Raw genomic sequence first — 14,006 nt, forward strand, 5'->3', positions numbered from 1 at the left:
TTTTTTATCCGCAGACTTTAGTACCAAGGTGAGTTTGTGGGGCGAGTTCTTTCCAAGTGGAGAACGCGACGCACGGGACGCAATACAGGAAAGATACCTGATGCAAAATATGAATTGGATTGATAAAGCTTTCCTCGCTTTTTATCGTTTGGTAAAAAACTGGTAGCCAATTTATCCAGTGTCCTTTGATAGGCAGAATTTCACTACTATCTTATTAACAACAACTTCTTGTCAAACTTCTATGATTAAAGTTCTTGGCCCAAAAGACAAGTCTCCCCGTCCAGATAAATATCGAGATTACATGGATTATCGGGGAGTTGCTGAAGAGGAGGAAGTGAAGCAATTATCTCAAGGTGCGGTCAGTTTAGGGTGTTATTTGCACCCTGACGGTAGGCAAGGACAGGAATTGTTTTTATCTGCTGATATACTGAAACGACACTGTGCGGTTATTGGGAAAACCGGGGTTGGAAAAACAGAGGGTGTTATTGTGCCTTGGGCGATCGGGTTAATGAAAAATGGCCACAGTGTGGTGACAGTAGATGTTGTTGGCAACCTCACCAATCGCCTCAGCAATGAAGCGAAAAGATTGGGCTGCCGGGTTTGGTATTGGGATCATGGCGATCCCACTTCTTCTGATTCTTGGAATTGGTTAGATGCAATTCAATTATCAGATGATAGGAGCATAGAATCTGCTATTACTAGCATACTAGGTCATCCTATCCCTAACGATCCGCATAAGTTTTTCTACGATCGCGATGTGTGTTGGTTGCGGGCTTTGATTCCGATCGTCAAAATGGTCTATTCATATAACGCAAAGCCTCTTCACCTACTTCGCTTGATTGCTTTTCAAGATGAACTCCGCAATGTATTTCGCCAATATCCTCAAGTTCGGAACTATGATATTGACCTAGCTGATTTTTTGCAATTTAGTGTCGATGAACACTCAAAAGCTGTTCGAGGTTTATTAAATGCTTTAAGTGTATTTAAAAGTTCTTCTGTGATACCAGTAACGGAACGCAGTGATTTTCTGCTGTCTGATATTGACAGTCGCCCGACATTGCTAGTCATCCGTCATTACATGGGCGATCAGAAGTCGTCACAACTCACTAGCTTAATACTCAGTCAACTTTTTGGTCATGTGTACAATCGTAATGCGGGAAAATCATCTAAGAAAATTCCCCTGAATTTTATTATAGACGAAGCTCCTCAACTTAAACAGCAAATTAAGTACGAGGAAGTGCTCGCAGTCGCTCGTAATGCTAATGTTGGTATCTGTTTAGCAGCCCAAGATGTGACTCAATTTGGAGATGAACGCAAGACAGCAGAAATTTTGAGTAACTGCAATACTTTAATTACGACTAAAGGGGTTTCTCCACAGGTTGCAGAGTATCTGTCTAGGCAAATGGGAAAGCGACGTGAACAGCAAGTCAGAATTAATCAGCAACGGACTTTAGCTGATGATTTTCGAGATATAGATAGTGGTAAATCTTTTTTTGGGGTTGTATTAGACAGTATGTTTTCTTCAGGTACGGGAGTTGATACGGTGGAAGTTCCTGTGTTGGGCGATCGAGAAATTATGCACCCTCCGGTGGGGAATTATCCGGCGGTTGTGTTAGCTTCACCTGTTACCAGTAAACCTTTTCTTGTGGAGTTGGACACGACTGTGAGAAAGATATAGCTCTAGAAAATCACTGTAATGATCTTATCGATCCGTTGAAACAGGATAGCTTTTTTTATAACATATTAAACTTATAGCATGAGAAGCGTCATTGCCATTGTCATTATGAATAGTTTAGCTATTGCTGAAGTTTTCTGATTTCGTCTATTGATTTTTGATATTCCTCTGTTTTACCTTCTTTTTGATCGATTTGTGCGGCTTGCTGATAATCCTCAATAGCTCCCTTTTTATCTCCTAACTGAGTTCGGACAATACCCCGATTGTAATAGGCATCAGACAATTTAGAATTAAGTTGAATGGCTTGATTGTAATCCTCAATAGCTCCCTTGTTATCTCCTAAATCATAGCGGACACGACCCCGATTGTTATAGGGAATAGCCAATTTAGGATTAAGTTTAATGGCTTGATTATAATCCTCAATCGCTGCCTTTTCATCTCCAGACATACGGGTAAGACCCCGATTACTGTAAGCCTCAGCATATTTAGGATTTAGTTCAATGGCTTTATTTAAATCTTCAATAGCTCCTTGTTTATCTCCTAAATAATAGCGGGTAAGACCCCGACCGTTGTAAGGATAACAAGATTTAGGATTAAGTTTAATGGCTTTATTATAATCCTCAATTGCTGCCTTTTTATCTCCTAAATCATAATGGGACTGACCCCGATTGTAGTATTCTGTAGCAGCTAATTTAGAATTAAGGTGCTGTTGAATTGCTTTAGTAAAGTCCTCAATCGCTGCCTTTTTATCTCCTAAAAGATAGTGGGCATGACCTCGCCCACTGTAAGCTTTAGCATTTTTAGGATTAGATTGAATTGCTTGATTGTAATCCTTTATGGCTTGATTGTAATTCTCAATAGCTCCATTTTTGTCTCCTAAATAAGAGCGAACAATACCCAATCCGAGGTAGGCTTCAGCATATTTAGGATTAATTTCAATGGCTTGATTATAAGCCTCAATAGCTGCTTGATTATCTCCTAAATAAGAGTGAAGACTGCCCAGGTTTTTATAAGCTTCAGCAAATTTAGGATCAACTTGAATAGCTTTTTTGTAATTTGCAATTGCTCCTTGTTGATCTTCTAAATCATGGTTAGCATCACCCATGTTGTTATAAGCATCGGCAAACTTAGGATCTATTTGAATAGCTTTTTTGTAATCTGCAATTGCTCCTTGTATATCTTCTAAATCATAACGAAGGAGACCTCTTTTATTGTAGGTATCCGCATCGTTTGGATTAAGTTGAAGGGATTTAATATAATCTGTAATGTGTTTTTGTTTGGTCTTTAAGTCTGGGTCTTGGTGAGGATAAAACAGAAAAAAACTGACATAAAGAACCGCAGATATTCCACCCAAAGTCAATGCCTTATCAAGAAATTTTCTAGTTGCCAGAGGAGTGGTCTTGTGTGCAGGTGTAGCAGTCAGAGTCGGCGAAGGCGAAGGATTATATATAGGTGTAGGTGTAGGCCGAATAGGAGTCGCGTATGTAGGAGTAGGTGCCGGCGAACTGACAGGTTTGGGTTTGTTTGCAGGCCACAAAGGGATTTGGACAGGAATATTAAATTGTATCGCAGCCCTTGCCGGAAACGGATCGCGTCCCTGCAATTGTATTTTCCTGTCACACCAAGGACAATCCCTCAAATGTCCCCCATACCGATGCTCAGAATTCACCCCACAACTCACCAATCCCAAATCTTTTTCTGCTTCATCCAATGCCTTCACCCAACTCCGTGCATCAGGTCGCGCTTGGGGGTTATTGTGCCCATCCTCAAAACAGCGTATAAACAACTGTCGCAGCGTCGGATGCAACACATCAAACCTTACTGCTTTTTGTGCAGGGCGATAAGGTACTGTCTTGCTTCCGTGGGGAAAATGCCCTGCTAAAATCCGCTTCTCCGTTGGTGGTGGGTCCCCAGTTCCTTGATAGACTCCCGCAAAAGGGTGCGTCCCTTCCATCAACAACTGAAAAATCAACACCCCTAACCCAAACAAATCATGTTCCGACGTGCGGTCATAATCTGCAAACCTCTTACCCTGAAGTTCCGGCGGCGTGTACTCCGCTTTCCCCACCCGACAGCGATAAACTTTACCCTGTTGGAAATCACGAACCTGAAAGGAATCCGTATCTACCAGCGTTACTATCGCTGTGTCATAAACCAAGATATTCGACTCATTCACATCGCCAATGACATACTGTTTCGCGTGTAAAGCACTCATCGCGCCTGCAAAGTTTCGCGCCGTGCGGTGCAAGGAGAGATAATTAAAACCGAGATTTTTCTCGCGGCGAGTTTTAGGGCTGTAGTAATCGTGGATGGGTCGCACTTGCTGCATCGGCACTCGCGGCATAAGGAAGCCCATGATTTGCTCGCTACCATCGATAGAAAGTAGTAAATCAACCGGCCAAGCAATCGAGACACACCCGTGATTTTTTTTTACTGAGTCATCAGGGGGGTTAGCGAGCATTAGTTGGAGTTTGTCACTATCAATATCTTTTAGCTTTTCGGCGTGATAAATTTTCATCACCAGTGACGGATCTCGACGGTATGGGTGAATTGCCCCTTCACCACCACGAGCTATCTCAGACCCCAGATCAATCACTTCTCCATTAGACTGACGCTTGACTTGCATACTAATCCCCACCACAACCCTCTACAATCCTAACATTTTTTTTACTTCTGCTAACGGCACAGAAGGTCGAGCTCCATCTTCCTCTTGTGCCGCCCTCAAATCCATCAAATCTTCCATATCAGCAATTAATGCTTGCAGTGCTGCAAATTCTGCGTAAGGTATCACTGCAAATTCTTTTTTACCGTTTTTGGTAATAAACTGAGGATGTAACGGAATCATCGATATTTCCTCCGGTTTTGGACGCACCCCGACCAAAGAAACCGGGTTTTTACCGAGTTTGCGATGCTCTAACAAAGTTTTTTCGTAAAAAACCCGGTTTCTGGAATCCCATGCTTAAGTCCAGTTTTCGATGTTTGACGCGGTGGATTAGCGAAACATCTTCCTTAATTTAAAATAAAATCCGGCTTTATACTTCCGCTGAAAAAGATTTTAAATATGGGATGCGATCGGCTTAAACGCAACTTAATAATTCATCAAACAGAACCCCATCCCTTAGGCGGTTCTAGGGGAACTTGTTCATCTAATTTAGAATGAGATACTTTACCCATACTAGCTGACAGCCATTGGAACATCTTCGCAAAATTTAACCCTTGTAACTTCACAGGTGTGCGCTCGATTAGAATTTGACTGAGGCGGGGCATATCAACCCCTTCCACACCCACACCAAAGAAAGCAACTCCTTTACTTATTTCCTCGTCCCGAATCCGTTGGGCTGCCCGATCGACAACTTCATTGTCACTGGGTGAACCATCTGTAATCATAAATATCCAAGGGCGATAATAACTGATTCCATTTGCCTTATACGAGGCTTTTCGCGCTTGAAGAATGTCTAAAGCTTTATTAATTCCCTTTCCCATGTAGGTTAATCCTCCTACTTCTAGGGTTGGTGGCTGAAACTGATCGGCAGTCACAAAGTCCTGAACCACCTTTACCTCACTCTCAAAGGTAACAATCGCTACGTCAACGCGCTTCTTGGCTAAGTCATCTTTATTCAGCTCGTCTCTGAAGATGCGTAATCCTTCATTTAAGGCCTTAATCGGTGCGCCGGACATAGAGCCGGAAACGTCTAGTAACAGGATACAGGGACAGCGCGGCTCTGGATTGTCGGCAAAGTCTACGGCTTCCTCAAGTCTTCGGGATTCAGACATGGTTTTAGGATAAGGGTAAATATCATATTACAGAATATTATATATCAAGCTACACTTCCCAGGTGTCAGTAAACAAGACTTCAGTTGCCAAAATCTGTCAAAACGGTTCCATCCCCAACCATCATGCTATCTGTAACTGCACATTCTGCAACTTGCAAATCGCTTTCAAGACTTGCGCCAATAAGATCGATCGCTCTCTGTCAATCAAATTCAATTCCGGTAAAATCTGATAAGTACAAGGATTCCCCCGCGTCACCCTCACAAACCGATAACTTTCCCCATTCGTAGTCAATCCCCAAACAGACGATTGCTGCTGCAAACTTTTATAAGTATAAGTCAGCAATTGTGGCAAACCGGTCAAAGGGGCGATCGCACTATTTTTCGCCTCGACTACCAAAATCCAAAACTGCGCCGCCGCGAGCTCTGCATCCGGCTGATTTACGGCTAAAATATCCAAACGCCCTTTAATTAAAGTATCCCCATCCTCAACCTCGATCGGTATGCTATCTTCCATTGTTAGCACAACAGGAACTTTAAAAAATCCCGTCAATCTCATCAATGGTGAAAGTGATAAAAACTTAACCAATTCTTCAGAAACCTTCCCCACTTCTAGATAGCGCCAAAAGTCATTGCTGATTTGCAATAATTCCTGCTGTTCAAAATCCGTCAGAGGTTCCAGAGAGAAAAAATCAGTAAAAGAGCCTTCTGTTTGTCTCTCCAGTTTGAGAAGGCGGCGAACGTCATTTAGTGAAAGTTGGCTTGCTTCTAGATTTTGGGTCATGGCTTTTGTGCGATCGCTGATCCATTCAACTATATTATAAAAGCATTTTCATAGAAATAGCAAAACTCCGCAAATTCAAAGCATAAAAAAATGCCCGGATCAAAACTGATGCCCATTCAGTATCTCTTTGATGAAAATTAGGTAATTGGTAATCGGTAATCGATCCCGATTTTTACACAAGTATTCAAAGTCTTAAGGAAAATAAACATACTTTTACCCCAACTTATGCACAAAATAGCTAAAAAGAGTAAGTTAACTAAAAACTAACAGCGATGTCACAAGATACGATCGAATCAATACTCCAAGAAAAACGCCTATTCCCGCCCACCGCTGAATTCTCCGAAAAAGCTCACATCAAAAGCCTAGAAGAATACCGCGCCCTCTACGAAAAAGCCAAAGCCGACCCCCAAGCATTCTGGGCCGAACTCGCTACCCAAGAATTAGACTGGTTTCAAAACTGGGATACCGTGCTCGACTGGCAGCCGCCCTTTGCTAAATGGTTTGTCAATGGCAAAATTAACATTTCTTACAATTGTCTGGACAGACATTTAACCACCTGGCGCAAAAACAAAGCCGCCCTGATTTGGGAAGGCGAACCGGGCGACTCCCGCACCCTGACTTACGCCCAACTCCACCGCGAAGTCTGTCAAATGGCTAACGTCATCAAAGAATTGGGTGTCCAAAAGGGCGATCGCGTCGGCATTTATATGCCCATGATTCCCGAAGCTGCGATCGCCATGTTAGCCTGTGCCAGAATCGGTGCAGTACACAGCGTCGTCTTTGGCGGATTTAGTGCAGAAGCTTTGCGCGATCGCCTCAACGACGGCGAAGCAAAACTCGTGATCACCGCAGACGGCGGTTTCCGCAAAGACGCAGCAGTCGGCCTCAAAGTACAAGTAGACAAAGCCCTCGCCAACAACGCTGCACCCAGCGTTACCAACGTTCTCGTCGTCCAGCGTACCAAACAAGAAGTGCAAATGGAACCAGGGCGCGATCGCTGGTGGCACGAATTGCAAAAAAACGCCTCCGCAGATTGTCCCGCCGAACCGATGGATAGCGAAGATATGCTATTCATTCTCTACACTTCAGGAAGTACCGGCAAACCGAAAGGAGTCGTCCACACCACAGGCGGCTACAACCTTTACACCCACATGACAACCAAGTGGATATTCGACCTCCAAGACACCGATATCTACTGGTGCACCGCCGACGTAGGTTGGATTACAGGGCACAGTTACATAGTCTACGGCCCCCTTTCCAACGGTGCAACAACTGTCATGTACGAAGGTGCTCCGCGCGCATCGAATCCCGGTTGTTTTTGGGATGTAATCGAAAAATACGGCGTCACTGTTTTCTACACCGCACCAACAGCAATTCGCACCTTTATGAAGATGGGCGAAGAGTTGCCGAATGCCAGAGATTTATCATCTTTACGATTGTTAGGAACCGTCGGCGAACCGATCAATCCTGAAGCTTGGATGTGGTATCAGCGCGTAATTGGCAACTCGAATTGTCCGATAGTCGATACTTGGTGGCAAACAGAAACCGGGGGAATTATGATTACCGCTTTGCCCGGTGCAATCCCCACAAAACCCGGTTCTGCAACCCTTCCGTTCCCCGGAATTGTTGCCGATATCGTTGACCAAGATGGCGAACCAGTAACTAATCAAAGCGGCGGTTATTTAGTAGTCAAACATCCTTGGCCGGGAATGATGCGTACACTTTACAACGATCCCGATCGCTTCCGCCGCACTTATTGGGAATATTTGCACCCAAAAGATGGCCAATTCGTGTACTTTGCGGGGGACGGCGCGCACAAAGATAAAGACGGTTATTTCTGGGTAATGGGCCGCGTTGACGACGTGATTAATGTCGCCGGACACCGACTCGGTACGATGGAAGTTGAATCGGCTTTGGTGTCTCATCCAGCGGTGGCGGAAGCTGCGGTTGTGGGGAAACCGGATGAGATTAAGGGTGAGGAAATTGTGGCGTTTGTGACGTTGCAAAATACTCAGCAGCCTAGTGATGAATTGATTAAGGAATTGAAGCAGCACGTTGTGAAGGAAATTGGGGCGATCGCCCGTCCCGGCGAAATTCGATTTACCGATGCTTTGCCGAAAACTCGCAGCGGAAAGATTATGCGGCGTTTGCTGCGTTCTTTAGCTGCTGGTTTGGAGGTGACAGGGGATACTTCTACTTTGGAAGATCGGACGGTGTTGGATAAGTTGCGGGCTGATTCCTAGGGGTATTTTGTAACCGCAGATGAAGACTGATATAATTACATTTGTGTTCATCTGCGGTTTAATTGTTAATTCGCTTATTTACCTCGCCACAAATGAACGGCATCGCTGTTAATTTCCGACCTTACTTGCAGCCAATCTTCTAGCAAGTAGTCATCATCGACTGCTTCTGAATGCTGTTCGTCTTTGAGAATTGCTAAGACGTGAACTCCAGACGGATAGTTGACATGACGGATTTCTGGGTCATATCCTAAGTCTTGAATTTTTGCTAAAATGCGATCGACTGCACCAGCAACAGTTAAATCGACGGCCAGAATAATTTGACCGAGTTTAGCACCAGGTTTTACACACTCCAAAACAGCCATTATTCTTTCTCCTTGTAGTTGCAACGGTACACTTGAGGGCGATTTTCGACTTTTCGGGGTTGAGTTACAGATTCTAATTCAACCCGGTAGCGATCGGCTCGTTTTTGGCACTCCTGTTTCGCTTGGTTGGGGTTATCCGCTAAAATCGGCTCATCCCAACGTTCTGGTTCTTTTTCTGGATCTTGAATCATAATTAAATTGCTCCTTTGTTGGACGTTCAACTTCGGGGAAGTCGTCTTGGCATGGTGCGGTAACATTGTGCCAAGGCGCATTTCTCTGCTATTATTGTACTGCATTTTTCAGTATAATTGCAGTATGAGTAAAAACGTTAAAGTTCTAACCATCCGACTCCCTGAAGTAGAAATGCTTCGGCTAGAAGCTTATTGCGCGAACAGCGGTAGAACAAAAACCGATGTGATTCGCGAACAGATTAGGAATTTAAAAGTTGAAGATAACTCGCTTTACCCCGATTGATCGCCTTGGTTGATTTACGCGCGATCGCCCGTCCCGGCGAAATTCGATTTACCGATGCTTTGCCGAAAACTCGCAGCGGAAAGATTATGCGGCGTTTGTTGCGTTCTTTGGCCGCTGGAGAAGAGGTTTCTGGGGATACTTCGACCTTGGAAGATCGGACAGTTTTGGATAAGTTGCGAGCTGATTCTTAGGGGTATTTTGTAACCGCAGATGAACGCAGATGAACACAAATGAACGCAGATGTGTTTTGATCTGCGTTCATCTGCCTTTATCTGCGGTTGTATATAATTTTAGATCGACCGCCAGCATAATTTGACCAGTTTTTACACCGGGTTTTACATACTCTAGAACAGCCATTACTCTTTCTCCTGGTAGTTGCAACGGTACATTTATTGCATTCAGCAGCAAACTCATGTACAATTAACCCAATATGTGAATCAAATCTCAAGTTTAACAGGGTGCGAAATATGGCAACTAGAATTCCGAACCTGCAAATAACTCAAGTAGTTGATGGCGATACTGTCAAAGTTGCTCTCAACGGCAAAACCGAGTCTCTGCGGCTGATTTGCGTCGATACAGAAGAAAGTTACTCTAACACTTCAAAGCCTGTAACTGCCGCAGGGAAAGCAGCTTCGGAAATGGCTAAACAATACTTCGCTACAGCAAATGGTGGGCTTGCTAAAATTGACATTGAATTTGATACAGACGATCCGGTTGAAATTGCTCTAGAAAAACACCGTGACAACTACGGGCGCCTCTTATGTTACGTACATAAAGATGGAGAAAATTACAATCTAAAACTGATTAAAGAAGGCTGGAGTCCCTACTTTATGAAATACGGGCGATCGAGATTGTATCACCGACAAATGACCGAGGCAGAATCGGCAGCCAAAGCTTACAATCTGATGATTTGGGATCCGATTACCAATGCCAAGATTCCCTCTCGCAACTATGCTAATTTGCTGCCTTGGTGGTCGATGCGAGGCTCGATTGTTGAAGAGTTTCGATTGTCGGAAGCAAGGGACGGAGCACTTTCTGTGAGATTGCACTACCCAAAAATTTTAGCAGCTTCCGAGAAAGCTAAATCTATTACTATTTTCTGCGACTTGCAGGCAGGAATTAATAAATGGATCGGCGGCAATGCCCTGATTTATGCAGGTTCAGTTTATCATAAATTAGATTTGTGGATACCCGATGCCGAAACTTATGAAATGGCTCCTTTGAAGCGGTTGATTGAAAAGCGTTATGCAGGTCAAGGACGCGGTTACGTGTATATCAGCGGCAAGGTTGAACAGTACAAAAGCAAGCCTCAAATAATTTTGAAGAATATCAAACAGTTTTCTGACTTTCCCCCAGAAAGTTGAATTAAAAATGAAGTTAATTAAGCAAATAGAGAGCAATCCTCAGAAAGCATCGCCCTCTCTTCGGCCACGATCTTCTCTTTTTCCGATATCTGCGGTATTTATTGCTGCATTGAAGGAGTATTAAAAAATCGACATCCCAAGGGATTGCTGCGTACAGTTCGATTTTCCGGAGCCGCCGCCGTCGCACTAGGTTGAACGGTTACGGTATTAGTCTCTGAAACCACAAAAGATTTAGAAGTGCTAATAGTTTTTGAGCGATCGCCAGTAGAAGTGTTAGCACCATTCTGCTGGTTAGTGGTTGTTATATTCTTATCTCCCGTTAAATTTATATTTGATTCAACAGCCGTTTGTGCTTGACAAGGACAGGCTGTCAGAGCCGAAATTGCTACCAAGCCCAGAGCCAAAAAATAGCCATTTGATTTAATCATGTTTTTCTAAATCCTAACTTCAGGAACTATCGAAGATATGTTAAGATATTAATTGAATTTAAAAATAATTCCTAGAGTGTTTGTGCGGATCTTTTTTTTACAAGTAATTCAGTATTTTTATCTACAAAATAAAGATTGAATGACGATATTAGTCCCAAAAATGTGAAGTTTTAGTAAAGCTCATGTGTTTGTACTTAGAAAAAAGATTAAGACATCTTCCTCGGCGTTTTAATCCGCGTCAGAAAGCGAAAACTGATTGAGGTTCAAAACTTGTATTTGTTGCAATAATTCGGGATTCCCGCAAAAAAGTTTAAGTCCTGGCGCGAGCTGACTGATAACTAATATTAATTATTTTAAAATAACCGTTATAAGTTTATAGTGAGGACTTTAGTCGTCTGACTTTTATGAGGACTGAAGTCCCCACTACAAACAAAATCAAAAAGAGAACGAAGTTCTCAAGACACCCACCGTAATCGGATCGCTATTGCGAGTGTGATCTGGTCGAAAAATCACCATTACTCCTGGAGTAACGCTGATATTATCGCTCACCTGCCAGCGGTAGAACATCTCTACATGAGTAGTCGTTCCCGGTTGGCCGCCTTTGCGCCCTAAACCCGTATCTAAAAAATCGGGAATATTGTTGCCTGTCGGTAAATTACTGCTAACAATTTTAGGAGGTTGCCCGATATAAATCCCCCCCAAATTTCCAGTGCCAAATAAATCTGGAAAATTCACAAACACCATATAATTTGTAGTTGCCACACTCCCAGATTTACCCGGAATCCGAGAATTAGTATAACCAGCCCAACCTCCCAAGGAAATACGCGAAGAAACCCGCCAATTTACAGTTGCTCCCACAGCATTCGTTTGGAGGGATGCTGATTTGCTGGTACTGGGATTAACAGCAGTTAATTGACTGTCTCCCGCCAGACCAAGCAAATTGCCGTTAGGCGAATAGTCGTTGACATAATAAACAGTAATATCTAGTGGATCGGCGGGAGTGAGAGTTAATTGCAATCCCAGTGCATTGTGTCCGCTAGGCCCGTTAGAACTGACAAAAAAGCCGGGAACCGTAGTAGAATAAACAGCTTGCAAACTCGCTCTTTTGGCAAATTGCCAGTCAATTCCCGCGCCGCCTTGACCGAGACCGATGTTCAAAATAGGGTTTCTTTGAGCGAAGGTTGAAATCGGGCCAGAAGCGGCGCTTTCAGCTCGATTCGGTCCTCGGAAACCGCTAATCATGTTAACTCCTGCTGTCCCTCCAATTACTGCTAATTTATCGCCTACCAGAAAGCGATAGTTAAGATCGCTGAGGGTAAGGGCAGAATTTTCGCCAAAATCGTAAGCAAGGTTTACGTCTTCGGTTAATTGCGGTGATGTCTTTCCTCTCTGATTTAAAAGACCGATGAATAAGTTACTGCGGGGAGTGAATTGAGCCGTTAAATATAACTGACTTAAAGCGATAGTGTTGATATTTGTGCCGGGGTCTTTCGTATCTCTTTTGCCATCTCTAGGAGCGCGATCGGCACGGTTGGGACTGCGACCTTGTATTCCCACAATTGTCAATCCTGATAGCTTGACTGTCGGCGAAAATTGATTGGCTTCTACTTCTGTTATTCGCGCTTCTAATAAGTCGGTGCGCCCTCGCAGTACGGCGATATCGGCTGCAAATTCTTCTTGCAGTTTTTGAATTTTTACCAAGTCTTCTTGCTTGACTCTGTTTTCATTGCCTGTGTCAATTAATTCTCTAATTTTATCTAAACAAGCATTGACTCCGGCTGCAAATTCATAGCGGGTTAAAGCGCGGTTGCCACGAAAGGTACTGTCGGGATATCCAGCTATACAACCGTATCTCTCTACTAAGGATTGCAGTGCTTGAAATGCCCAATCAGTGGGTTTTACATCGCTGAGTTGAGAGACAGATGTAACTTGTTCTGTGCTTTCCTCTGAGATTGGTTCACTCTGGTTTTCAATAGTTGTTGGAGATTCAAGTAAACTGGCATCGGCTGGGAGATTTTGATTGGCTGATTGAGGATTTTCGACTAATATTTTCTGGAGTGAGTCAACTGCAATTTCGGTAGGGGCTGGTTCAGCAAGAGTTGCAGGAGTAGGGGAAGACTGGGGTAAGCTGGGTGTGGATGGTGGGATAGACCGATCGACAAATTGCTGATTTTCCGGTAAGATTGTCTCCGGTGCCTCAACTGCAATTACGGAAATTGCAGTTGGGGTGCGTTGAGCCTGGTTTTCAATCGCAGCGGGAGATTCGGGTAAACTTGGTTGTGCTAATGCTGGAAGGCTAAATAGTCCTTGCAATCCCCATCCGAGGATTAAGCCTGTGAGAATTTGTCGGTTTGGGCGATCGTCTTTTTGATTGAGATTTTGCATTTTCAGTTGTTATACTTGGTGCTTGTTGATTGAAGATATGTGAAAACGAGACGACCCGATCAAAAATGACGCTATGAAATTAAAGATATTAGTAGTGAACTGCGCCGGAGAAACCTGAAAATCTCTGCCGAAGTGTAGTTAATGTAGCTAACATTAAATACCTGCTACTTGTCGCCAAAAATAACTCACAATCTCGTCATATTTGGGTGTTTTAGCATTCCTAATTAGATCGATCACATTGGCATTAATCTGATTGATTTGATGGAAAATTACGATATAGTCATCAATATGCTGTTAATGTGATAACTGATACCAGTTTAAAAAATAATGTAACAGTCGTCAAGCTCCAAACCAGATAAAATAAGTTATTTCCAACTTTTGCATCTAAAATCACCTGACTTTTTGTGGCAACTGAATCGCCAGCAGGGCTATTTCATTCTAAACAGCTTCTTCAAAACGTCTAGACCATAGCCAGCGAGCCGTTGTGCCTGTGCCATATTTGTTTCTCCAGCTTCTCGAT

13 protein-coding genes are annotated in these 14,006 nt (G+C 43.5%); 5 read left to right on the top strand and 8 right to left on the bottom strand.

The features are described from left to right. Nucleotides 1-241: 241 nt before the first annotated feature. A complete protein-coding gene (locus JGK22_RS23220) occupies nt 242-1,678 on the top strand; it encodes a type IV secretory system conjugative DNA transfer family protein (protein WP_293313806.1) in 1,437 nt (478 codons plus the stop codon). Between the two features lie 118 nt (nt 1,679-1,796). Here JGK22_RS23220 and JGK22_RS23225 read toward each other — a convergent pair whose 3' ends face one another. From JGK22_RS23225 to JGK22_RS23240, 4 genes are all read right to left on the bottom strand, one after another. Further along, nucleotides 1,797-4,301, bottom strand: coding sequence for a tetratricopeptide repeat protein (locus tag JGK22_RS23225; RefSeq protein ID WP_293313809.1), 2,505 nt, complete (start codon nt 4,299-4,301; stop codon nt 1,797-1,799). Between the two features lie 21 nt (nt 4,302-4,322). After that, nucleotides 4,323-4,595, bottom strand: a complete 273-nt coding sequence (locus JGK22_RS23230; protein ID WP_293313812.1) for a type II toxin-antitoxin system prevent-host-death family antitoxin — start codon at nt 4,593-4,595, stop codon at nt 4,323-4,325. 179 nt (nt 4,596-4,774) lie between these two features. Further along, nucleotides 4,775-5,449 carry a VWA domain-containing protein gene (locus JGK22_RS23235; protein WP_293313815.1) on the bottom strand — a complete coding sequence of 225 codons (675 nt, stop codon included), beginning with the start codon at nt 5,447-5,449 and terminating at the stop codon, nt 4,775-4,777. Between the two features lie 121 nt (nt 5,450-5,570). After that, nucleotides 5,571-6,230, bottom strand: a complete 660-nt coding sequence (locus JGK22_RS23240) for a restriction endonuclease subunit R (protein WP_293313817.1) — start codon at nt 6,228-6,230, stop codon at nt 5,571-5,573. Between the two features lie 272 nt (nt 6,231-6,502). Here JGK22_RS23240 and acs point away from each other — a divergent pair, with 272 nt between their 5' ends. Next, nucleotides 6,503-8,473 (top strand): acetate--CoA ligase, encoded by a 1,971-nt coding sequence (gene acs / locus JGK22_RS23245; RefSeq protein WP_293313820.1) that lies wholly within the window; start codon nt 6,503-6,505, stop codon nt 8,471-8,473. 74 nt (nt 8,474-8,547) lie between these two features. Here the strand turns inward: acs and JGK22_RS23250 are convergent, their stop codons facing one another. Both JGK22_RS23250 and JGK22_RS23255 read right to left on the bottom strand, forming a co-directional pair. Continuing rightward, complete coding sequence (locus JGK22_RS23250) at nt 8,548-8,835, bottom strand: hypothetical protein (RefSeq protein WP_293183990.1); 288 nt, start codon at nt 8,833-8,835, stop codon at nt 8,548-8,550. Then, nucleotides 8,835-9,131: a hypothetical protein gene (locus tag JGK22_RS23255; protein WP_293183989.1), complete on the bottom strand. Its 297-nt coding sequence runs from the start codon at nt 9,129-9,131 to the stop codon at nt 8,835-8,837. Before JGK22_RS23255 ends, JGK22_RS23250 begins: the two co-directional genes overlap by 1 nt. A gap of 19 nt (nt 9,132-9,150) precedes the next feature. Here JGK22_RS23255 and JGK22_RS23260 point away from each other — a divergent pair, with 19 nt between their 5' ends. From JGK22_RS23260 to JGK22_RS23270, 3 genes are all read left to right on the top strand, one after another. Continuing rightward, a complete protein-coding gene (locus JGK22_RS23260) occupies nt 9,151-9,309 on the top strand; it encodes a hypothetical protein (protein ID WP_293183987.1) in 159 nt (52 codons plus the stop codon). Between the two features lie 5 nt (nt 9,310-9,314). Continuing rightward, nucleotides 9,315-9,500, top strand: a complete 186-nt coding sequence (locus JGK22_RS23265; protein ID WP_293183985.1) for a hypothetical protein — start codon at nt 9,315-9,317, stop codon at nt 9,498-9,500. A 276-nt stretch (nt 9,501-9,776) separates the two neighbouring features. Continuing rightward, a complete protein-coding gene (locus JGK22_RS23270; protein WP_293183982.1) occupies nt 9,777-10,673 on the top strand; it encodes a thermonuclease family protein in 897 nt (298 codons plus the stop codon). Nucleotides 10,674-10,771: 98 nt separating this feature from the next. Here JGK22_RS23270 and JGK22_RS23275 read toward each other — a convergent pair whose 3' ends face one another. Both JGK22_RS23275 and JGK22_RS23280 read right to left on the bottom strand, forming a co-directional pair. Further along, complete coding sequence (locus tag JGK22_RS23275) at nt 10,772-11,101, bottom strand: hypothetical protein (protein WP_293183980.1); 330 nt, start codon at nt 11,099-11,101, stop codon at nt 10,772-10,774. Between the two features lie 435 nt (nt 11,102-11,536). Next, nucleotides 11,537-13,486 (bottom strand): iron uptake porin, encoded by a 1,950-nt coding sequence (locus JGK22_RS23280; protein WP_293183978.1) that lies wholly within the window; start codon nt 13,484-13,486, stop codon nt 11,537-11,539. Nucleotides 13,487-14,006 lie beyond the last annotated feature (520 nt).

Source organism: Microcoleus sp. PH2017_08_TRC_O_A (genome assembly GCF_020738665.1).
Taxonomy (GTDB): Bacteria; Cyanobacteriota; Cyanobacteriia; order Cyanobacteriales; family Microcoleaceae; genus Microcoleus.